The organism is uncultured Aquimarina sp. (assembly GCF_947496855.1).
In the GTDB taxonomy this organism is placed as follows: domain Bacteria; phylum Bacteroidota; class Bacteroidia; order Flavobacteriales; family Flavobacteriaceae; genus Aquimarina.
In genome coordinates, this window is the sequence record NZ_CANMED010000004.1 from 359,857 (window position 1) to 382,819 (window position 22,963).

Below are 22,963 nucleotides of genomic sequence, written 5' to 3' on the forward strand. Positions count from 1 at the left end.
AAACAAAGGGTAGGAATTAATGCTTATCGATTGTTATAGTAATAAGAATCTTGTTATGAAAAAGAAGGATCTTATTAAAAAGTGGTTGAGCAACGAACAACTCACTAAGCATGAATCAGAGGCGTTTGAGAAATTGAACGCCTATGATTCTTACATAAAGATATCAGAAGCTGCTAAAAGTTTCAGCGCTCCAGATTATAATATTTCAAGTAATCAAGAAATACTTGAAAAGAAATTATTAGAACGAAAAGGAAATATTCAAAAAAATTCTTACCAAAAAATATTTTTGCGAATTGCTGCGGTTTTTGTTCTCGGACTTGGATTATATTTTTCTTTCTTCAAAGAGTATGACACCACCATAAATACTATTGCCAGTGAGAAAGCTACTCATGAGTTACCTGACAAATCTATTATAAAGCTCAATGCGCTTTCCTCTATTACTTATGATAAAAAAAATTGGGATGATGAGCGAAAACTATCCTTAGAAGGAGAAGCATTTTTTAACGTAGCGAAAGGCAATAAGTTTGACGTTTACACTCCAGCGGGTGTTGTAAGTGTTATTGGAACTCAATTTAATATTAAACAAAGAGGTGACATTTTTGAGGTAATTTGTTACGAAGGAGTTGTTAGCGTTACTATTGCTAATCAAGTCAAATATTTAAAAGCGGGAAATGCTTTGGAACTAGTTTCTGAACAGATAAAGGAGAAGAAAATTATAGATAAAGAACCTAATTGGTATTCTAATAAAAGCTATTTCCAGGAAACTCCTTTCGTAAGGGTATTGAAAGAATTAGAATGGCAGTATGGAGTGACTGTAAAAACAAAAAATATTGATCCTTCTATACTTTTTACAGGTAATTTTGTACATTCAGATATTCAAACGGCATTAAAATCTATTACGATTCCGATGCGTTTAAAATATGTGATTAATAACAAAACTGTAACCTTATACAAAGAGTGATTAAACCCAAAATCCTCGTTTCCAGTGTCCTCATATTTTTTGTTCTTTTTACGGTTACATCCCAAACTGAAAAAGGCAAGTATTCTCTTATATCTGTTTTAAACACTATTCAGAAAAAATTTGGATACGATTTTTCATATATTAACCAAGAACTAGAAGGTGTGTACACTCCTCAACCTTTGGCTTCGATAAGTTTTGAGGAAACCATAAAGTATCTTGAAAACAACACACCTTTTAACTATACTATTTTAAAAGATAATACAGTAGCATTAAGTTTTAAACCTTTAGAAATTTGCGGAATTCTAAAAGGTATTGATGATACTATTATAACTGATGCTACTATTCAGAGTCCGAGCAGTGCTACAATTAGTGATCCTGAGGGTAAATTCATACTTAAAATTAACTCACCAAATGAGAAAATTAAAATAAATTACCTAGGGTATCTACCTCTAACACTTTCTTCATTAGACTTCATTAAAGAACCTTGTAAGAATGTTATTTTGACTCAAAAAATTGAATACATAAATGAAATTATTCTTAACGATTACCTGATTAAAGGAATAGATAAACAGCTAGATGGTTCCATTCGTATAGATTATAATAATTTTGGCATTCTACCAGGCCTTACTGAACCGGATTTATTACAAACGATACAAGCTCTTCCAGGCATACTGAGCGTAAACGAAACTGTTTCTGATATTAATGTACGTGGTGGAACTAATGATCAAAATCTAATACTATGGGATGGCATAAAGATGTACCAATCCAGTCACTTTTTTGGTCTCATTTCTGCGTTTAATCCATATCTAACCAAAAACGTACAAGTATTTAAAAATGGTTCTAGTGCAAGGTATGGTGATGGAGTTTCTAGTGTGATCGCAATGAACACTACTAACAACATTAACGATGAACTAGATGCTAGTATTGGTCTTAATTTAATAAGTATTGATGGCTATATTGACACTCCTATTAGTAAAAAATCTTCCATTCAATTAGCCGTAAGACACTCTACTAATGAAATCCTTAAAACTCCTACCTATAATCGATTCTTTCGTAAAGCATTCCAGAATTCTGAGGTAATCAGCAGTGATAATTCTGATGAACGGTTTTCTTTTTATGATTTAAGTATAAGATGGTTATACCAACTATCATCAAAAGATCTTATTAAAATAAACACCTTGGCAATGCGTAATAATCTTGTTTTTCAGGAAAATGCCATGGATAGTCAAATTGATATTTCAAGAGAAAGTAGTGCTAAACAAAAAAATCTTGTAGGTGGTATTCTGTACCAGCGTAATTGGAGTGAATTTTTCCAGAGTGAATTACTCCTGTACGGAACAAACTATACTCTGGAAACGGTTAATTCGGATATACAAAATAATCAGAGACTTCTCCAAGAAAATGATGTCTTGGAAAATGGTGTAAAACTAAACACTCTGCTTAAGACTAATTTTAATATTAATTTAAAAAATGGATATCAATTTAACGAAACTGGAGTATCATATCTACGAGATGTAAACAATCCGACATTTAGAGATCTCACGAAAGAAGTAGTTCGAACACATAGTCTATTTTCGGAGATAGAATATAGGTCTGACGGTAATTCCATATATGCCAATTTGGGAGCTCGTCTTAACTATTTAGAGAAGTTTAATACCTATATTTTTGAACCTCGTATAAATCTTTACAAACGATTTATGAATCATTTCACACTGGAACTTCTTGGTGAAATAAAAAGCCAATCAAGCTCACAGATTATTGATCTTCAAAATGATTTTTTAGGTATAGAAAGTCGAAGATGGGTATTATCAAATGATGAAGACATTCCTATTCTAAAAAGTAAACAAGCCTCTATTGGTCTTAGCTATAACCATAATAACTGGTTAGTTACTACAGATCTTTATTATAAAGATGTTAAAGGTATTATTACCAGAAGTCAAGGTTTTCAAAATCAATTTGAATTTGAAAATGATCATGGTAGTTATTCTGTTTTAGGAATTGATTTTTTAGTCAATAAAAGATTCAAAAACTTTAGTACTTGGCTTAGCTATTCCTATGCAGACAATGAATATACATTTAATAGTTTAAGTCCTTCTAACTTTCCTAATAATAATGATATACGTCATAATGTAAATTTTGCTGTTGCATATAACAAGAATAATCTAAAAATATCTGCTGGTATTAACTGGCATAGCGGAAAACCAACTACTTTACCTAACCCAAACAATATAATCCAAAACGATACTATAAACTACTTAAACCCTAATAGCAATCGATTGGGTAGTTACATTAGGTTAGATCTTTCCTCCACGTATACTTTTAAAATTACCAAAAAAATAAATGGGCTTGCAGGAATTTCTATTTGGAATATTACTGATCAGGAAAATATTTTTAATAATTATTATATAAGAAGAGATCAAAACGAAGTAGAAGAAGTAAAAGAATTAGGTCTCAGGATTACCCCAAATGCTGTTTTACGTCTAAATTTCTAAAAATTCTTTACGCCATTGTAAGTAACTATATCTTCTCCTCCAGCTACTTTCTCTATACTTTTAATTATTTCAAAACCATTTTTCTTAAAAAAATCTTTTGTACTCATATTAATTCGAGTTGTTAAGATTCCTATCCTAGCTTCTTTAGTTACTCTTTCCAAAGTTTTATACAACTCTTTCGCAATACCTCGACCTTGATAATTCTGATGGACAAAAATATACTCTATGACACCATCTTTACTAAGAGAAAATGAACCAACCACCTCTCCATTTAGTTTTGCATTGTACACAAAATCTTCAGTGAATTTTTGAATCCAATGTTTTTTATCTAAAGCTAATCTAGAATATATTTTCACTTCTTCTTTCGTGAAAATTTTAGAACCATAAATAGTAACTGTCTGATAAAACAGACGCTGCATTAATGGTAAATCACTATCCGTAGCTTTAGAAATTTGATAATTCATTTAGTATCGTAGAAGAGAACTTCTTTTGTTATGGGGTAAAACAACTTTTCCCTAAAATAAACAAAAAACACACAGAAATAAAAATTTTTGTTAAAAAAAACACAAAACTAGATGAAAATATTGTAATTTATACCTGCCCTAAATAATATGTATGAAACACCTACGCCTTCTTTTTACATTGATACTATTATTTTTTAGTAGTATTTCTTTTTGTCAACAAAAACAATTGGACAGCCTTATTCTAGCTACAAATTCTATATCAGATTCATTACATATTAACTCAGCTGCCGATCTAATTTATGAATTGAGCTTGAATGAAAAATTCACGGAAGGTTTAAAGTATTGCGACACTTTCATAAGAATTTCTAAAAAAATAAAATATGATAAAGGAGTTGGTCAATTACACAATGAAAAAGCATCTATATACAACCAAACAGATAAACTCTATGAATCATTAAAATGTTTTGATCAGGCGGCTTTATATTACGGAAGAATTAATTACACCCGAGGACTTGCAATGATCCAAAATAACAAAGCTGTTATAGAACAGCGATTAGGCAACCCAGAAAAGAGTATTACTCATCTCTTAGAAGCAAACATGTACTATGAAAAGCTAAAGGATAGTGCTAGTTTATCGACGACTATCAATAATATTGGAAATGTTTATGCTGACCTAAATGACTTTGATGCTGCTAAAAAATACTACTATCAGTCTTTACAACTAAAAAAGAAAACTAATTCCAATACCATAGGTTCTACTTTAAATAATTTAGCTATAATTTACACAAAAGAAAACAAGCTTGATAGCGCATTAGTATTATTGAACCAATCATTAAAAACAAACAAAGAAGATAATGACAGTCAAGGTATCTCTGAAGCATATAGTGCACTGGGCAAAATTTCTTTTCTTAAGAAAGAATATCAGCAGGCTAAGAAATATTACGAATCTGCACTTTTTCTTGGTGGGAAAATAGCTTACAAAGAACGACTTACTCGAACGAAACTGTCATTAGGCGAAATTGCTATCAAAACGAACAAATATCAAGAAGCTGATACATATATCTCTGCCGCTAGAAAAGAAGCAAAAAACCTTAACTCTACTCCATTATTACTTAATAGTTATGATTTATCTTCGATATTAGATTCTGCAAAAGGTAATTATGTAGGCGCTTACAGGTGGCAGAAAGAATATAAAAATTTATTTAATGAACATACACTTAAAGAAACCAGTCAGAAAATAGACCTCGTTAAAAAAAGACTCGAAAATGAAAAAAAACAACAGGCAATTTTAGATAAACAAAAAATAGCTGAACAAGAGGTTAAAGAAGAACTATTTAAACAAAAAATTTACACTTATATTGCGATTGCTGGTTTTGCTGTAGCCATTATTTTTATCATTGGAATAGTAAAAAGCAGGTTACAAAGAGCTAAGTATATCAAGGAACTTAATGAATCTAATCAGGTAAAAAACAAATTATTTTCTATCGTCTCTCACGATTTAAAAAATGAAATTCACGGACTAGACACTACACTTAACTTATTAAGAGATGATGTAATTTCTGAAAATGAATTCAAGGAAATAATTCCACTGTTGTCTAATAGCACTCATCAGACTTCTTTACTATTAACTAATCTTTTAAACTGGTCTAAGTCACAAATGAATGAACTTAAGGCTAATCCTAAAACTTTTGATTTCTCTGAAATAATAAAAAATAAGTTTGTGTTTTTTGCATCTAAAGCTTCTAAGAAAGGAATAAAACTCATCAATAATATGACTGAAGTTACAAGAGTATATGCAGATAAAGATATGTCTACTATTGTAACTCAAAATCTAATTGCTAATGCTATAAAATTTTGCAACTCCGGCGACACGATCACTATTTATAAAAAAGAAGAGGGAAATAGCACCAAAATCTATTTTAAAGATACAGGAATAGGAATTTCTAAGAAAAACACAAGCAAACTATTTACCGATGAAAACCTAACTACTAAAGGGACAAACAATGAAACAGGTACTGGGTTAGGATTAAAAATTTGCAAAGAACTAATTACTCTAAATCAAGGAACCTTAGATGTTAAAAGTACTCAAGGGGAAGGAAGCACCTTTTGTATTACACTTCCTAAAACTTCGGTCTCGTAGATTATTACATACGCTCTGGAACCTCAACCCCTAATAGTCCAAATGCAGATTTAATAGTAGCACCAACTACTCCCGAAAGTTGAACTCTAAAAATCTTTTCGGCTTCAGAATCTGCTCCAAATATAGATACATTCTGAAAAAACGAATTATACCCCTTCACTAAATCATAAGTGTAATTAGCTATAATTGCTGGACTCAAATCCTTTGCCGCATTCTGAATGATTTCAGGATATACTTCTAATAATTTTATTAGTTCTTTCTCTTTTCCATCCAATGTAATATTTTTCACAGAATCATTCAAATCAAAATCTGCTTTGCGTATTATGGCCTGGATTCTTGCATATGTATATTGGATAAAAGGTCCAGTATTACCTTGAAAATCTACCGACTCTGAAGGGTCAAAGAGTATTCTTTTTTTAGGGTCTACTTTTAGAAGAAAATATTTTAATGCTCCCAATCCAATGGTTTTGTAAACTGAATTTTTTTCTTCTTCAGAATATCCTTCTAATTTTCCTAATTCCTTAGAAATTTCTCCAGCGGTTTCTGCCATTTCTATGATAAGCTCATCCGCATCCACTACAGTACCTTCTCTACTTTTCATTTTACCACTAGGTAGATCTACCATTCCATAGCTTAGATGGTGTAAATTCTTGGACCAATCATATCCAAGTTTTTTAAGAATTAGAAAAAGTACTTTAAAATGATAATCTTGTTCATTACCTACAGTATAAATCATACCTCCGATATCTGGATTATCTTTAACACGCTGTATGGCCGTACCAATGTCTTGAGTCATATATACCGACGTACCATCACTACGTAATACTAATTTTTCATCCAAGCCTTCATCAGTAAGATCACACCAAATAGATCCATCTCCTTTTTTAAAGAATACGCCACTGGCAAGACCTTCTTCTATGTTATCCTTTCCTAAAAGATATGTATTGCTTTCATAATAATAGCTATCAAAATCGACACCTAGTGATTTATATGTCTCATCAAAACCAGCATATACCCAACTGTTCATGGTTTTCCAAAGCTTTACAACATCTTCATCTCCAGCTTCCCATTTTCTAAGCATTTCTTGAGCTTCCATCAAAATAGAAGCTTCCTTTTTTGCTTCGTCTTCTGTTTTACCAGAAGCAATCAACTCTGATATTTCGCTTTTATATTCTTGATCAAACTTTACATAAAAATTACCAACCAGTTTATCTCCTTTTAACCCTGTAGACTCTGGAGTTGCTTCATCCCCAAATTTTTGCCATGCTACCATACTTTTACAAATATGGATTCCTCTATCATTAATAATCTGGGTTTTATATACTTTTTTACCACTAGCTTTAATGATTTCTGATACCGCATAGCCTAATAAATTATTCCTTACATGGCCAAGATGCAATGGCTTATTCGTATTTGGAGAAGAATATTCAACCATTACAGCTTTACCCCCTTTTTTTGGAGTTACAAAACCATACTGTTTGACATCTTTTATATCTGTAAAAAAGTTTAGATAATATTGATCGGCAATTACAAGATTAAGAAATCCTTTTACCACATTAAATGATGTAATCTCTTCTACATGCTCTATTAAATAAGCTCCTACAGCTTCACCTATCTGAACAGGATTACCCTTTACGACGCGCAACATAGGAAAAACTACTACTGTAATATCACCTTCGAACTCTTTGCGAGTTCCTTGTAATTCTACAGATTCTAAGTTTGCACTATACAGTTCTTTTACTGCTGCTTTTACCTGTCCCGAAATGGTTTGTTGTAATGTCATTTTATAAATTGTCTTTGGTACAAAAATCAGGCAGTAAAGATAATAGAAATATAATCTTCTACCACTTGAATATGGATCAATTCGTATCTTGTAACAAAAGAAAAAATGCTGGTTAATTATACGTGCCGACATCCAAAACTTAAAAAAAATCTTCACGAACAAGTTCGGAAGCCATTTACCATAAAAGAGCAAATAAAATTAGGTAGTGTCGGTTCTCCTAAACTTAGCATAACTAAAGCCAGTGTAGAAATCAATAATTCACTAATACTAGATAATAATCTAAATAGCTGTAATATAGAGTTTAGACCTAAAGATGTTTTAGTAGGATTTGGAATTTGCTTAGAAACATATCTATTAGCTATTCCTTTTTATAAATTAACTCTCTACAAAAGGAAAGCAAAAGAATATAGTATTTATAAAGACAATTATTTTATTAAATTTTACGCAAAAAGTACTGATACCAAAATTCATCAATATGTAAAAAAAATAATCAACTATAAAGCATACAATAGGCCTACATGCGTGGAAGATTTATAATTAAATTCTATTAAAACTTTAATTGCTCAATTAAATAAAATCCTTCTTATTCCATGTAGGTCTGACCAATTTATTTCTTCGTATCTTTTACATAAAAAATGCGAATACTACTTACCGGTGCCAACGGATATATTGGTATGAGATTACTACCCTTATTATTAGATTCTGGTCACGAGGTCATTTGTGCGGTAAGAGATAAAGACAGACTCTCAATCGATCAAGAAACATTGAAAAGAATTTCTATTGTAGAGATTGATTTTTTAGAAGATCCAGATACTAAAATCCTACCTAAAGACATTGATGCCGCATATTATCTAATTCATTCTATGAGTTCATCAACTTCTGACTTTGACAAAAAGGAAGAAATTTCTGCTCAAAACTTCAATATATATGTTGCTCAAACCAATATCAAACAAGTAATCTATCTAAGTGGCATTGTAAATGAAAAGAATTTATCTAAACATCTTTGGTCGCGAAAGAATGTTGAAGAAACCTTATATCAAGGAGATTTTAACCTAACTGTTTTACGATCAGGAATTATCGTTGGATCTGGTAGTTCTTCTTTTGAAATCATAAGAGATCTATGTGAAAAATTACCCGTAATGATAACACCAAAATGGGTAAACACCAAAACTCATCCTATTGCCGTTAGAGATGTTCTCAGTTTTATGACGGGAGTATTAGGTAATTCAGAATGTTATAACCAATCATTTGATATAAGTGGACCCAATGTAATCACCTATAAACAAATGTTATTACTCTACGCAAAAGTAAGAGGAGTTAAACTATTTATTTTTACGTTACCCGTCATGACTCCTAAGCTTTCTTCTTATTGGTTATATTTTGTAACATCTACCTCTTATAAACTTGCATTAAACCTGGTAGACAGCATGAGCATACCTGTAGTTGCTAATGATAAACGGTTACAAGAAATGTTAGAGATTGAACCTATGACATATACCAAAGCCTTGGAATTAGCTTTTATTAAAATTGAACAAAATCAAGTAGTATCTAGCTGGAAGGATTCTATGATCAGCGGACGTTTTAATGAAGATATTCAGAAATATGTTACAGTTCCTAAAAAAGGATGCCTTAGAGACAAGAAGAAAATTAAAATTAATGATCCTAATCTTGTCGTTGAAAGAATATGGGCAATTGGTGGAGAAACCGGTTGGTATTATGGAGATTGGATGTGGAAAATAAGAGGACATATAGATAAATTTTTTGGTGGAGTTGGATTAAGAAGAGGAAGGACAAATCTAGATAAAATTTACTCTGGAGACGCTTTAGATTTTTGGCGAGTTTTGGTTGCTGATAAAAACGAAAAGCGCTTGTTACTTTTTGCCGAAATGAAGGTTCCTGGAGAGGCTTGGTTAGAATTTGATATTGATAAAGATAACATCCTCCATCAAACCGCTACCTTTAGACCGAGAGGAATTTGGGGTAGATTGTACTGGTATCTCATGGTTCCTTTTCATTACTTTATATTCGGTGGAATGATACGTAATATCGCGTCACAAAACAAAAATAAAAATAGATAAAAAGCCTATTTTATCGGTAAACAACGTTTTTTTGTTAAAATATTAGTATTTTTGTACAAAAAGCACATGCAGAGATCATCACTTTTTCTAATCTTATTAATTACTACTTTGAGTTGTAGTACTAAGATAGAGCGTGATTCTCAACTAGATGATTTTACTGGGTTTTTATCAGGGAAATTTTCTTCAAAAAAACAAGCGCAAGAAGAATCTGGCTATTTTGCAGTATGCTTGGTTAATATTCCCATATGGAAAGATAGACCAGGTTATTGGTTCTATCAAGAACTATATAATGAAAAGAATAGTTCCTCAATTTATAATCAAAGGATAATAAATTTTCAGAAGTTAGATAGTACAACTATTAACAGTGTTAACTATATCATCCCTAATCAAAAAAAATATATAAATGGTTGGAAAGACATTTCTAAGTTTGATAAATTAACCATTGATAGTCTTAAAAATAAGGAAGGATGTAATGTATATTTTAAAAAAGAGACTTCAACTATTTATCATGGAAAAACTAAAAATGGCACTTGCCCCAGTAGTTTCAGCAATAAAATATCTTATACAACGAGTAATATCGTAATCAGTAAAAATAAAATTACCTCTTGGGATAGAGGTTATGATATAGAAGGTAAACAAGTTTGGGGAAGCATTCAAGGGCCTTATAAATTTATTCGAGTTCCCGAATATTAAGAGATCAACCCATAAAGTCGCCTAACGTTCTATTTTCCAAAACTTTTAAGGTATTATCTCTTACCTCTAACATAAGTCGATGCACAGTACAAGCATCTTCATCAGGACAATCATCACATTTTTCATAAAAGTTCAAACTTACACAAGGTAACATTGCTATTGGTCCCTCTAGTACTCTTATTACTGATGCCATTGAAATTTCTTTAGGTTCTTTAATTAAATAATACCCACCGCCTTTTCCTTTTTTAGAACCTAAAAGACCATTCTTACGAAGCGTAAGTAATATACTTTCTAAAAATTTTTGAGAAATATTTTCACTTTTAGCAATCTCAGATATTAAAACAGGATGTTCACACCTTTTTCTTGCTATATAGGTTAGTGCTTTTAATCCATATTTTGTTTTCTTCGAAAGCATTTGTTTATTTATTGTATCAAAAATAGTTAAAAGATATCACTTCGTATTTTTACGATATCTTTTAACCGTTTTCAGATCATAATTATCTTTTGGGAAGAAAAATTTCCGCCATCATACAACGAGCACTTCCTCCACCTAATCTTTCGATTGTTTCAAGGTTACTATGTAAAATATCACAATGTTTCTCTATTTTAGATACTTGATCCTTTGATAAACTATTATATGCAGCAGAGGACATTACCAAATATTGTTTCTCATCGGCTCCAACTACTTGTAACATATTCCCAGCGAAATTATTAACCTGAGCTTCGGTTATTGAAATTATTTCTTTGCCATCATTCTTTAGATGCTTTACCAAACTTTTCCGTTCTTTTTTATCATCGACACAATCCAAACACACTACTGCAAAAGTTTCTCCAACTCCCATCATAACATTGGTATGATAAATTGCCAATCGCTCACCTTTCACCGTTTGATATGCAGTAAAAATTACTGGAGTATATTCAAAATCCTCACAGAACTCAATCAGTAATTGTTCATCTGCTCGTGGCGAAAGTGCACAGTACGCTTTTCTATGAAATCTATCCAAAACAAGACTTCCTGTCCCTTCAAGAAAAATATCATCTTCCTCTGCCGCAGTATAGTCTATTATATTTTTTATTTCAAATCCAGCATCTTCAATTACATCTAAAACCTCTGGACGACGTTCTCTCCTCCTATTAACAGCAAACATAGGATATAAACCCACATCTCCATTCTCGTGAAAAGAAACCCAGTTATTTGGAAAAATAGAATCTGGTGTATCATTTTCTAGCTTATCATCTATTACAATAACATTTACACCTACTAATTTGAGTTTTTCGACGAAACTATCAAATTCTTTTTGTGCTATTATATTAACGTCTTCCCTACTATTATCAGTAGTATCTTGATAATAGTTATTAACTGCTGTTTCCTCATTCATCCTAAACTTAACCGGACGAATCATTACTATAGTGTTTGTAATTTGTTTCATTATCTAATCTCTTATCAATGGCATAGTGGAACAACGTAAAAGACCTTCTTGTTTTGCTATTTCCGAATAAGCAACCTCTTCTACAGTTATATCTAAGCTACGTAACCAAGTATTTAATCTAGTAAAACCTTTCTCAGAAATCACTATATTTTCCGATATAGAAAATATATTAGAATTCATATAATACATTTCATCTCTGTTAATATGAAATAAATTTTCATTTCCAAAAAAGTCAACTAAATATTTATAATCATCTAAATTTCTGAATCCTTCTTTATGGATTATAGCTTTATTTTTACCTACAGGTTGAAAACAACAATCTAAGTGTAAAGCATTATTTCTTGGATCATCCATTGATTTACGAAGATCAAACTCCTTCACTATTTTGTTTGGAAAAAGTGATCTAATATATTCCACCCCTTTCATGTTGGTTCTTGCGACAATACAATCACTATAATCTTGTCCTCTATAAGTTCCTATAAAAACATGATCGTTGTGAATCATAATATCACCGCCTTCAAAATGGATATCTTCTGATGGGGCTTTATAGACTTTTTTAGGATTGATTTGATCAATTACATATTCAATAGCCTTAATCTCTTTTTCTCTATCTGGAAGTATATTTGATTTTATAAATGTATCCTCTATTACTAATCCAATATCTCTTGCGAAAATTTGGTTATAATTCTGTATTACTTCAGGTCTATATACTTTTACATCATATTTTTCAAAAACCTTAGCTACAGCTTCTATCTCCAAAACCATATCAGACTCTTTGGGATATGTCCCAGCTTTAATATGCTCTATGGATTTAGGATCATAAGCTTCTTCAATTTTTGGAACAGGACCGTTACTTATGGCCGTACCTAAAACAACTGCTCTGAGTCTTGAAGTTTCATTTTGGATGTTTAGTTTCAATCGTTTATTTTTAAGGTAAAACTATAGTTGTTATATCATTTTATGATCCAACAAATATAGGAATAGGGGTTATGTAGATGCTAATTTTATTCGAAAAAAATATTAACTTTTTATCAAATCCCTAAAGTGAGCTTCTTTAAAAACAACATATTGATAATTTCATAAAAAAAGGGTGTTGAAATACTTCAACACCCTTTCACTTTTATAAGCTTTTAATTATCTATCAGAAACTGGTTTAAAAGCCCTAAATGTTTCTCCAGTATATATTTGTCTTGGTCTTCCTATTGGTTCTTTACGAAGACGCATTTCTCTCCATTGCGCAATCCAACCAGGTAATCTTCCTAACGCAAACATAACGGTAAACATTTCGGTTGGTATTCCTAAGGCTCTATATATAATTCCAGAATAGAAATCCACATTAGGATATAATTTCCTTTTTACGAAATATTCATCTTCTAAAGCTACTTTAGCAAGACCTTTAGCAATATCTAGAACAGGATCTTCAATTCCCAGATCAGCAAGTACCTCTTCTGCAGCTACTTTTATAATTTTTGCTCTTGGATCAAAGTTTTTGTAAACTCTATGCCCAAACCCCATCAAACGGAAAGAATCCTCTTTATCTTTTGCTTTAGCTATATATTTTGCCGTATCTCCTCCATCTTCTTTTATTGCTTCAAGCATTTCTATAACTGCCTGATTTGCTCCCCCATGTAAAGGTCCCCATAGTGCTGAAATTCCTGCTGACAAAGAAGTAAACAATCCTGCATGAGATGATCCTACAATTCTAACAGTAGAAGTAGAACAATTTTGCTCGTGATCTGCATGTAGAATTAACAGTTTGTCTAATGCATCATTTACAATCTTATTAGCTTCATATGTTTTATTAGGCCTAGAGAACATCATTTTATGCAAATTCTCAACATACCCCAAAGCATTGTCTCCATAATCCAATGGCAAACTTTTTCTTTTTCTCATTGTCCAAGCTGCTAACACAGGAAACTTAGCCAATATTTTCACAATAGCATTGTACATCTCCTCTTCAGAATCGACATCAACAGATCCTGGATTAAAGGCTATTAATGCACTTGTCAAAGATGAAAGAACTCCCATAGGATGGGCACTTTTTGGAAATCCATCAAGAATCTTTTTCATGTCTTCATCAACATGAGACTCCTCTTTGATATCTTTATCAAATTTACCAAGCTGCTCAGCTGATGGTAACTCTCCAAAAATCAATAAGTAAGCTACTTCTAAAAAATCTGCTTTCTCGGCTAGCTCTTCTATAGAATATCCTCGGTATCTCAGAATTCCTTTTTCTCCATCCAGAAAAGTAATCGCACTCTCACAACTCCCTGTGTTTTTATACCCTGGATCAATAGTAGTTATACCTCCAGTGACACCTCTAAGAGTTTTGATATCAATTCCTAATTCTTTTTCAGTTCCTTCTATTATTGGGAACTCATATTTGTTACCGTCTATTTCTAAAGTAGCTTTTTTTGACATTGTGATTATTTAGAATTTTGCTGTTATAATAAGGGTTGCTAAATTACAAAATATAGTGTTAATATATTATTAATGATACCATCTATTTTAGAATAGAACTCTCTCTTTGATGTTACTTCTAAAAAAAAGAGGATTCACAATGAATCCTCTTTTAAAAATCTATATTTTTTATAAAAAATCAACTCATAAAACACAGAAATTGATTAGTCATTTTCAAATACATAAAACTCTATCAATAAGAAGAATATAACAAGAACTCTCCCTATTCTCTACTTACTTATTTTTTAACTTTGAATGCTTTTTCCTTAGGATAATAGGCTATTACACCCAATTCTTCCTCTATTCGAAGTAATTGATTATACTTTGCCATTCTATCACTACGTGATGCTGAACCTGTTTTAATCTGACCAGTATTTAAAGCAACTGCTAAATCTGCAATAGTATTATCTTCAGTTTCACCAGATCGGTGAGACATCACAGAAGTATACCCTGCATTATGTGCCATATTTACGGCTGCTATTGTCTCTGTAAGTGTTCCTATTTGGTTAACTTTAATTAAAATTGAATTAGCTATACCATTTTCAATTCCTCTTGACAACCTTTCTACATTTGTTACAAATAAATCATCTCCAACCAATTGTACTTTATCTCCAACTTTATCCGTTAGATATTTCCAACCATCCCAGTCATTTTCATCCATACCATCTTCTATTGAAACAATAGGGTACTTAGAAGCTAATTCAGCAAGGTAATCAGCTTGTTCTTCGCTAGTTCTTATGACACCAGTTTTTCCTTCAAATTTAGTATAGTCATACTTCCCATCAACAAAAAATTCTGCAGCGGCACAGTCTAAAGCAACCATTACTTCATCTCCAAACTTATACCCAGCTTTCTCAACAGCTAATGCAATCGAATCCAAAGCATCTTCTGTACCGTCCAAAGTTGGTGCAAAACCACCTTCGTCACCTACCGCAGTACTTAATCCTCTATCATGAAGTACTTTCTTTAAATTATGGAAAATTTCTGTTCCCATTTGCATTGCATGAGTAAAATCTTTCGCTTTTACAGGCATCACCATAAACTCTTGAAATGCAATTGGTGCATCACTATGAGACCCTCCATTAATAATATTCATCATCGGAACAGGCAATGTATTAGCACTTACTCCTCCAACATAACGATATAATGGCATATTAAGTTCGTTTGCAGCTGCCTTTGCAGCGGCTAAGGAAACACCTAAAATTGCATTTGCACCTAATTTAGATTTATTAGGAGTTCCATCCAGTTCGATCATAGTCTGATCTAATAAGTTTTGGTCAAATATAGAATATCCCAATAATTCTTCAGCAATTATAGTATTCACATTTTCTACTGCCTTTTTAACTCCTTTACCCATATAATCACTTCCACCATCTCTTAGCTCCACAGCCTCGTGTTCTCCTGTTGACGCTCCGGAAGGAACTGCGGCCCTACCTAAAACACCATTTTCGGTAATCACGTCTACTTCTACTGTAGGGTTACCACGTGAATCTAAAATTTGTCTAGCGTGAATATTTATAATTACACTCATTTCTTGATTTGTTTTTGTTGGATAATTTTAATTCTTCGCAATATACAAAACAGGTAAATTTAAATACCTCAGAAAACCTCTTAATTTATTGCTTAAACCACAGCAAACACAACAAGTTATCAACTATAACGTTATAGATTAACTTCTCGTTAAACACACGGTATTCGCAACAAACATAAAAGTTTAAACTTCCTCCTTTGCTTTCTTAATATTACTAATAAACTGATCAAATAAATAAATAGAATCATTTGGTCCTGGACTAGCTTCTGGATGATATTGAACTGAAAAACAATTTTTATTCTTCATTTTAATTCCAGCTACTGTATGATCATTTAAATGAACATGAGTTATCTCTACATCAGAATTGTTTTCTGTTTCTTCTCTATTGATTGCAAAACCATGATTCTGAGATGTTATTTCTCCTTTTCCAGTAACTAAATTTTTTACAGGGTGATTTATACCTCTATGGCCATGATGCATTTTATATGTACTTATACCATTGGCTAGAGCTATTACCTGATGACCTAAACAAATACCAAACAATGGCAAATCCCTTTTGATGATTTCTCTAGCAGTTTCAATAGCTTTCGATAACGGCTCAGGATCACCTGGTCCATTAGAAAGAAAATATCCATCTGGACCCCATTCACTCATTTCCCCGAAAGTCGTATCGTAAGGAAAAACCTTAACATACGCATCTCTTTTTGCCAGGTTACGAAGTATATTCTTTTTTATCCCAATATCTAAAGCGGAAATCTTGTATGTTGCATTAGGATCTCCAAAAAAATAAGGTTCTTTTGTAGAAACCTTGGATGCAAGCTCTAGACCGTTCATATCAGGAACTGCAGCTAATTGTTTTTTCAACGAATCAATATCATCAATTTCTGTAGAGATTAAGGCATTCATTGCACCATTATCGCGTATATAACTTACCAAAGCACGCGTATCTACATCAGACACGGCTAATAAATTATGCTTTTCTAAAAACTCTTGAAGAGACCAATCAGCAAGATCACGAGAAAATTCATAACTAAAATTTTTAACAATCAAACCAGAAATTTTAATCGAATCTGACTCTACCTCCTCATCATTCGTTCCATAATTTCCAATATGCGCATTGGTAGTCACCATTAACTGTCCGAAATATGAAGGGTCTGTAAAAATCTCCTGATAACCCGTCATTCCTGTATTAAAACATACTTCACCAAATGCCGTACCCTCTTTTCCAACAGCTTTTCCATAAAAAATGGTTCCGTCTGCTAATAAGACAATTGCTTTTTTTCGAGATTGATATTTCATCTTATATACTTTTTGCTATTTAATTTCCTATTAAAGGCTTTTAAAAAATTTAAAAATATTCAAAAAAAAAGGATAAACGACGAACGTTTATCCTTTATAATTATGTGTAAATCACATTTCCCATTTATTCTTCTTCAGAACTAGGAGTTTCTACTACTGGTGCAGCTTCAGTCTTCTTAGTTCTACCTCTTCTAGTAGATTTCTTTTTAGCTGGTTTACCCGCATTATAAAGCTCATTATAATCAACTAACTCTATCATTGCCATATCTGCATTATCCCCAAGACGATTACCAAGTTTAATAATTCTGGTATATCCTCCAGGTCTATCACCAACTTTAGCAGCTACATCTCTAAACAATTCCGCTACTGCGTACTTGCTACGTAATTTACTGAACACAATACGACGATTGTGCGTAGTATCTTCTTTAGATTTAGTTACCAATGGCTCTACAAATTGTTTAAGCGCTTTTGCTTTTGCAACAGTAGTATTTATTCTCTTATGCTCTATAAGAGAACAAGCCATATTAGCAAGCATAGCTTTACGATGGGCTGTCTTTCTACCTAAATGATTTATTTTTTTTCCGTGTCTCATGACATTAAAAATTTAAGCATCATCTTGCTCAATCTGCTTCGTGCAGAGAGCAAAATATGATGTGTTAGTCTTTATCTAATTTATATTTGGAAAGATCCATACCAAAATTAAGACCTTTAACATTTACAAGCTCTTCAAGCTCTGTTAAAGATTTCTTACCAAAGTTACGGAACTTCATCAAGTCATTCTTGTTATATGATACTAAATCACCTAATGTATCAACTTCTGCTGCTTTCAAACAATTAAGAGCTCTTACAGAAAGATCCATATCAATCAACTTAGTTTTTAACAACTGTCTCATATGTAAAGATTCTTCATCATATGTTTCAGTCTGAGCGATCTCATCAGCTTCTAATGTAATACGCTCATCAGAAAATAACATAAAGTGATGAATCAAGATTTTTGCAGCTTCAGTCAATGCATCCTTAGGATGTATTGAACCATCGGTAACAATTTCGAAAACTAATTTTTCGTAATCTGTTTTTTGTTCAACACGATAATTCTCAATACTATACTTAACGTTCTTAATTGGAGTATATATTGAATCTGTGAAAATTGTACCAATAGGAGCGTTCGCTTTCTTGTTTTCTTCTGCAGGAACATAACCTCTTCCCTTTTCAATAGTAATCTCAAGGTTAAGTGCTACTTTCTTATCCATATTACAGATTACTAAGTCCGGATTAAGAACTTGGAAACCAGAAATGAACTTTTGAAAATCTCCAGCCGTCAATTGCTCTTGACCAGAAATTGAAATTGTAACAGACTCGTTATCGATATCCTCTATCTGACGCTTAAAGCGTACTTGTTTAAGATTCAAAATAATTTCTGTTACATCTTCTACAACTCCAGAAATAGTAGAAAACTCATGATCTACCCCCTCAATTCTTAACGAAGTTATAGCGAATCCCTCTAAAGAAGATAGCAAAACTCTTCGCAAAGCGTTACCAACTGTTAATCCGTACCCTGGTTCTAATGGTCTAAATTCGAATTTACCATCAAACTCACTAGAGTCGATCATGATAACTTTATCGGGCTTCTGAAAATTTAATATTGCCATATTATTGTTTCTTCTAAGAGTTATTACTTCGAATATAATTCGACGATGAATTGTTCGTTGATGTTTTCCGGAATTTGAATTCTAGCCGGAACAGATACGAAAGTACCTTGTTTTGTGTCATTATTAAAAGTAATCCACTCGTATACTTTGCTATTATTAGAAAGAGAGTTTTGAATAACTTCTAAAGATTTTGATTTTTCTCTTACCCCTACAACATCACCAGGTCTCAACTGATAAGATGGAATATTCACTAATTCTCCATTTACGGTAACGTGTCTGTGGGAGACTAACTGTCTAGCACCTCTACGAGAATTTGCCAATCCCATTCTGAAAGCTACATTATCTAAACGAGATTCACATAGTTGAAGTAGAACCTCACCTGTAATACCTTGTGATCTTGTTGCTTTTTCAAACATATTTCGGAATTGACGCTCTAATACACCATATGTATATTTAGCTTTTTGCTTTTCCATTAACTGAATAGCATATTCACTTTTTTTACCTCTACGTCGGTTATTACCGTGTTGACCAGGAGGATAATTTCTTTTCTCGAATGACTTATCGTCTCCGAAGATCGCTTCACCAAATTTACGAGCGATTTTAGTTTTTGGACCAGTATATCTTGCCATTATTTTATTAATTTAATTGTTAGAGGAGGTTATGAATTAAGGTCTCTTTCCTTCGATAATCCTTTGTTCCTCTTTTAGACTTACTTTTAATTATTATATATGAGGTATAAAAGATCCCGAAAAAATTCCGGGATACAATTATTAAACTCTACGTCTTTTTGGAGGACGACATCCGTTATGTGGCATTGGAGTTACATCAATAATTTCTGAAACTTCAATTCCTGAATTGTGAAGAGATCGTATCGCAGATTCTCTACCATTTCCAGGTCCTTTAACATAGACCTTTACTTTCTTTAACCCAGCTTCGATTGCCACTTTAGAAGCATCTTCTGCAGCTAACTGTGCAGCATAGGGAGTATTCTTTTTAGAACCTCTGAATCCCATTTTTCCAGCTGAAGACCAAGAAATAACGTCTCCTTTTTTATTTGTTAACGATACAATAATGTTGTTAAAAGAAGCTGTTACATGTGCTTCTCCTACTGATTCAACAATTACTTTACGTTTTTTTGAAGTTGACTTTGCCATACTACTTATTATTTAGTTGCTTTTTTCTTATTAGCAACTGTTTTTCTTCTTCCTTTACGCGTTCTAGAATTATTCTTAGTACGCTGTCCTCTAAGTGGTAAACCAGCTCTGTGACGAATACCTCTGTAACATCCTATATCCATAAGACGTTTGATATTCAACTGTACTTCAGAACGTAATTCTCCTTCAATAGTAAAGGTTCCTACAGCTTCACGTATACGACCAATTTGATCATCATCCCAGTCAGAAACTTTAATATTTTCATCTACTTTGGCAGCCACTAAAATTTCTTTAGCTCTACTTCTACCAATTCCGAAGATATAGGTTAATGCTATAACTCCTCGCTTTTGTTTAGGTATATCTACCCCTGCAATTCTTGCCATAATTACCCTTGTCTTTGTTTAAATCTAGGATTCTTTTTATTAATTACGTAAAGACGGCCTTTTCTACGCACAATCTTGCACTCGGCACTTCTCTTTTTTATTGATGCTCTAACTTTCATCTCTTTGTGTTTAAATCCTGAAAATACATATTAAGCATTTCAGAAGGTGTCGTTAACAAGATTTTCAGCCCGCAAAAGTACGTAAAAAATCTTAATTAACTAATATTCTTAAAATTATTAGTATCTGTATGTTATACGAGCCTTTGATAAATCATAAGGACTCATTTCTAACTTAACCTTATCTCCAGGTAGTAATTTTATATAATGCATACGCATTTTACCTGAGATATGAGCTGTCACTACGTGACCGTTTTCTAGCTCTACACGAAACATTGCATTAGACAATGCTTCGATTATACTTCCATCTTGTTCTATTGCTGGTTGTTTTGCCATTATGCTACTGCTTTTCGGTTTTTACCAGTTTTCATTAATCCATCGTAGTGTCTATTCAATAGATAAGAATTGACTTGTTGCATTGTATCTATTGCAACACCTACCATAATCAGTAGTGAAGTTCCTCCAAAAAACAATGCCCAACCTTGCTGAACACCTAAAACCTTTACAGCGATTGCTGGAAAAACAGCAATTAACGCTAAAAATATAGATCCTGGCAACGTTATTTGTGACATTATCTTATCTAGGTACTCCGCAGTTTCACTACCCGGTCTAATTCCAGGGATAAAACCACCACTTCGCTTTAAATCGTCAGCCATCTTATTAGTTGGAACAGTTATAGCAGTATAAAAATATGTGAACACTATTATCAATAGTCCAAACAATAAATTATACCATAATCCGAATATATCGCTAAAAGCGGCTGCTATACCTTGAGAAGTTTCAGACTCTGAAAGACCTGCTACCGCAGCTGGAATAAACATAATTGCTTGTGCAAATATAATCGGCATTACACCGGAAGCATTAAGCTTCAATGGTATGTATTGTCGTGATCCGAAAACATTCTTTTCATATCCGCCGCTAGCAGTTCTTCTAGCATATTGGACTGGAATTTGACGTACAGCCATTACTAATAGCACCGATGCTAAAATAATTACAAACCATATTACCAATTCAATCAATACCATAATAATATCTCCACCTTCTCCAGAAGTTCTAGAAATAAAATTCTGAACAAATGATTGAGGAAGTGTAGCAATAATACCAACCATAATCAATAATGAAATACCATTACCGATACCTTTATCTGTAATTTTTTCACCTAACCACATAGCAAAAATACAACCTGTAGTTAAGATAATTACTGATGATACAACGAAAACAGTTTGACTGATCTCTGTACTAAAAGCTGCTGGAGGAAGTGTTGCAAACAAATTATAAATATACCCCGGCCCTTGAACTAAAGTAATTGCGATAGTCAACCACCTGGTAATTTGATTAATTTTCTTTCTTCCGCTTTCCCCTTCTTTTTGTAATTTCTGAAGATATGGAATAGCTATTCCCATCAACTGCACAACAATCGAAGCAGATATGTAAGGCATAATTCCTAAAGCAAATACAGAAGCATTTGCAAAAGCCCCTCCTGTAAATGCATTAAGTAATCCTAGTAAACCATCTTGAGTCTGAGTACCCAAATTAGCCAACTCTGCCGCATCTACTCCTGGTAGTACAACTTGTGCTCCAAATCGATAGACTAAAAGTAATCCTAAAGTAATTAAGATTCTATTCTTTAGTTCTTCGATTTTCCAAATGTTTTTTATTGTATCAATAAATTTCATGAAATGTCTTTTATAAGGTTACTGCTTCACCACCAGCTGCTTCTATAGCTGCCTTAGCAGTGGCTGTAAATTTATGAGCTGAGACTTTTAATTTAGCCTTCAATTCACCTCTACCCAGTATCTTAACTAAATCATTTTTTCCTGCGAGACGTGTATCTAATAACACGTCAACATTAACGGTATCAGTTATTTTACCAGCATCAACTAACTTCTGTAAGGTATCTAAATTGACTCCTTGATATTCTTTTCTATTGATATTTGTGAAACCAAATTTAGGCACACGTCTTTGAAGTGGCATCTGACCACCTTCAAAACCAATTTTCCTAGAATACCCAGAACGTGATTTTGCTCCTTTATGACCACGAGCAGCAGTTCCACCTTTTCCGGAACCCTGACCGCGACCTAATCGCTTACTGTTATTTTTTACTGAACCTGCAGCAGGTTTTAAGTTACTTAAATCCATGTGCTTATTTTATTTTGTTTCTACGGAAACTAAATGTTTAACTTTATTTACCATCCCAAGGATATTAGGAGTGTCATCATGCTCTACAACCTGACCGATCTTTTTAAGACCTAAAGCCTCCAAAGTTCTTTTTTGTCTTTGTGTGCGGTTAATAGCGCTTTTTACTTTCTTAACTCTAATCTTTGCCATCG

24 protein-coding genes are annotated in these 22,963 nt (G+C 32.7%); 6 read left to right on the forward strand and 18 right to left on the reverse strand.

The genetic code is table 11. The annotated features are described in order from the left end of the window. Nucleotides 1-55: 55 nt before the first annotated feature. On the forward strand, nt 56-961 hold the full coding sequence (locus tag Q0921_RS13950) for a FecR family protein (RefSeq protein WP_299257827.1): 906 nt from the start codon (nt 56-58) through the stop codon (nt 959-961). Continuing rightward, nucleotides 958-3,453, forward strand: a complete 2,496-nt coding sequence (locus Q0921_RS13955) for a TonB-dependent siderophore receptor (protein WP_299257829.1) — start codon at nt 958-960, stop codon at nt 3,451-3,453. The genes Q0921_RS13950 and Q0921_RS13955 overlap by 4 nt, the downstream gene beginning before the upstream one ends. On the opposite strand, the gene Q0921_RS13960 is transcribed toward Q0921_RS13955, so the two are convergent. Beyond that, on the reverse strand, nt 3,450-3,917 hold the full coding sequence (locus Q0921_RS13960) for a GNAT family N-acetyltransferase (protein WP_299257831.1): 468 nt from the start codon (nt 3,915-3,917) through the stop codon (nt 3,450-3,452). The two genes, Q0921_RS13955 and Q0921_RS13960, sit on opposite strands and share 4 nt — an antisense overlap. 151 nt (nt 3,918-4,068) lie before the next feature. On the opposite strand from Q0921_RS13960, the gene Q0921_RS13965 reads away from it, so the two are divergent. Continuing rightward, nucleotides 4,069-6,057 carry a tetratricopeptide repeat-containing sensor histidine kinase gene (locus Q0921_RS13965; protein ID WP_299257833.1) on the forward strand — a complete coding sequence of 663 codons (1,989 nt, stop codon included), beginning with the start codon at nt 4,069-4,071 and terminating at the stop codon, nt 6,055-6,057. Nucleotides 6,058-6,061: 4 nt separating this feature from the next. On the opposite strand, the gene argS is transcribed toward Q0921_RS13965, so the two are convergent. Beyond that, a complete protein-coding gene (argS, locus tag Q0921_RS13970) occupies nt 6,062-7,840 on the reverse strand; it encodes an arginine--tRNA ligase (protein WP_299257835.1) in 1,779 nt (592 codons plus the stop codon). Nucleotides 7,841-7,945: 105 nt separating this feature from the next. On the opposite strand from argS, the gene Q0921_RS13975 reads away from it, so the two are divergent. The 3 genes from Q0921_RS13975 (at nt 7,946) to Q0921_RS13985 (ending at nt 10,611) form a co-directional block, all read left to right on the forward strand. Then, entirely contained in the window at nt 7,946-8,377 is a 432-nt protein-coding gene (locus Q0921_RS13975) for a hypothetical protein (RefSeq protein ID WP_299257837.1), read from the forward strand. 98 nt (nt 8,378-8,475) lie between these two features. Then, nucleotides 8,476-9,918, forward strand: a complete 1,443-nt coding sequence (locus Q0921_RS13980) for an SDR family oxidoreductase (RefSeq protein WP_299257839.1) — start codon at nt 8,476-8,478, stop codon at nt 9,916-9,918. A 66-nt stretch (nt 9,919-9,984) separates the two neighbouring features. Further along, nucleotides 9,985-10,611: a chromophore lyase CpcT/CpeT gene (locus tag Q0921_RS13985; protein WP_299257842.1), complete on the forward strand. Its 627-nt coding sequence runs from the start codon at nt 9,985-9,987 to the stop codon at nt 10,609-10,611. Nucleotides 10,612-10,615: 4 nt separating this feature from the next. Here the strand turns inward: Q0921_RS13985 and Q0921_RS13990 are convergent, their stop codons facing one another. The 16 genes from Q0921_RS13990 to rpmD all read right to left on the reverse strand — a co-directional run bounded on the left by Q0921_RS13990 (nt 10,616) and on the right by rpmD (nt 22,961). Continuing rightward, the gene (locus Q0921_RS13990; RefSeq protein ID WP_299257844.1) at nt 10,616-11,026 is read right to left on the reverse strand and encodes an Rrf2 family transcriptional regulator; all 411 of its coding nucleotides are present in this window, start codon (nt 11,024-11,026) and stop codon (nt 10,616-10,618) included. 82 nt (nt 11,027-11,108) lie between these two features. Further along, nucleotides 11,109-12,041 carry a citrulline utilization hydrolase CtlX gene (gene ctlX, locus Q0921_RS13995; protein ID WP_299257847.1) on the reverse strand — a complete coding sequence of 311 codons (933 nt, stop codon included), beginning with the start codon at nt 12,039-12,041 and terminating at the stop codon, nt 11,109-11,111. Between the two features lie 3 nt (nt 12,042-12,044). Continuing rightward, nucleotides 12,045-12,959, reverse strand: a complete 915-nt coding sequence (locus tag Q0921_RS14000) for an amidinotransferase (RefSeq protein WP_299257849.1) — start codon at nt 12,957-12,959, stop codon at nt 12,045-12,047. Between the two features lie 216 nt (nt 12,960-13,175). Then, nucleotides 13,176-14,462, reverse strand: coding sequence for a citrate synthase (locus Q0921_RS14005; RefSeq protein ID WP_299257851.1), 1,287 nt, complete (start codon nt 14,460-14,462; stop codon nt 13,176-13,178). Nucleotides 14,463-14,739: 277 nt separating this feature from the next. Beyond that, a complete protein-coding gene (eno, locus tag Q0921_RS14010; RefSeq protein ID WP_299257853.1) occupies nt 14,740-16,032 on the reverse strand; it encodes a phosphopyruvate hydratase in 1,293 nt (430 codons plus the stop codon). 183 nt (nt 16,033-16,215) lie between these two features. Continuing rightward, nucleotides 16,216-17,331, reverse strand: a complete 1,116-nt coding sequence (gene carA, locus Q0921_RS14015; RefSeq protein WP_299257855.1) for a glutamine-hydrolyzing carbamoyl-phosphate synthase small subunit — start codon at nt 17,329-17,331, stop codon at nt 16,216-16,218. Between the two features lie 124 nt (nt 17,332-17,455). Continuing rightward, nucleotides 17,456-17,923, reverse strand: coding sequence for a 50S ribosomal protein L17 (rplQ, locus tag Q0921_RS14020; protein WP_299257857.1), 468 nt, complete (start codon nt 17,921-17,923; stop codon nt 17,456-17,458). 64 nt (nt 17,924-17,987) lie between these two features. Further along, complete coding sequence (locus Q0921_RS14025) at nt 17,988-18,980, reverse strand: DNA-directed RNA polymerase subunit alpha (protein WP_027392530.1); 993 nt, start codon at nt 18,978-18,980, stop codon at nt 17,988-17,990. A gap of 23 nt (nt 18,981-19,003) precedes the next feature. Next, the gene (gene rpsD, locus Q0921_RS14030) at nt 19,004-19,609 is read right to left on the reverse strand and encodes a 30S ribosomal protein S4 (RefSeq protein ID WP_299257859.1); all 606 of its coding nucleotides are present in this window, start codon (nt 19,607-19,609) and stop codon (nt 19,004-19,006) included. 141 nt (nt 19,610-19,750) lie between these two features. Beyond that, nucleotides 19,751-20,134, reverse strand: coding sequence for a 30S ribosomal protein S11 (gene rpsK / locus Q0921_RS14035; RefSeq protein ID WP_091411316.1), 384 nt, complete (start codon nt 20,132-20,134; stop codon nt 19,751-19,753). An 8-nt stretch (nt 20,135-20,142) separates the two neighbouring features. Next, nucleotides 20,143-20,517 (reverse strand): 30S ribosomal protein S13, encoded by a 375-nt coding sequence (gene rpsM, locus Q0921_RS14040; protein ID WP_299257861.1) that lies wholly within the window; start codon nt 20,515-20,517, stop codon nt 20,143-20,145. Nucleotides 20,518-20,519: 2 nt separating this feature from the next. Next, complete coding sequence (gene ykgO / locus Q0921_RS14045; protein WP_013621733.1) at nt 20,520-20,636, reverse strand: type B 50S ribosomal protein L36; 117 nt, start codon at nt 20,634-20,636, stop codon at nt 20,520-20,522. Between the two features lie 117 nt (nt 20,637-20,753). Then, nucleotides 20,754-20,969: a translation initiation factor IF-1 gene (infA, locus tag Q0921_RS14050; protein ID WP_010181908.1), complete on the reverse strand. Its 216-nt coding sequence runs from the start codon at nt 20,967-20,969 to the stop codon at nt 20,754-20,756. Continuing rightward, a complete protein-coding gene (gene secY, locus Q0921_RS14055) occupies nt 20,969-22,309 on the reverse strand; it encodes a preprotein translocase subunit SecY (protein ID WP_299257863.1) in 1,341 nt (446 codons plus the stop codon). Before secY ends, infA begins: the two co-directional genes overlap by 1 nt. A gap of 10 nt (nt 22,310-22,319) precedes the next feature. Beyond that, complete coding sequence (rplO, locus tag Q0921_RS14060) at nt 22,320-22,772, reverse strand: 50S ribosomal protein L15 (RefSeq protein WP_299257865.1); 453 nt, start codon at nt 22,770-22,772, stop codon at nt 22,320-22,322. A gap of 9 nt (nt 22,773-22,781) precedes the next feature. Then, complete coding sequence (rpmD, locus tag Q0921_RS14065; protein ID WP_149624746.1) at nt 22,782-22,961, reverse strand: 50S ribosomal protein L30; 180 nt, start codon at nt 22,959-22,961, stop codon at nt 22,782-22,784. Nucleotides 22,962-22,963: the final 2 nt, after the last annotated feature.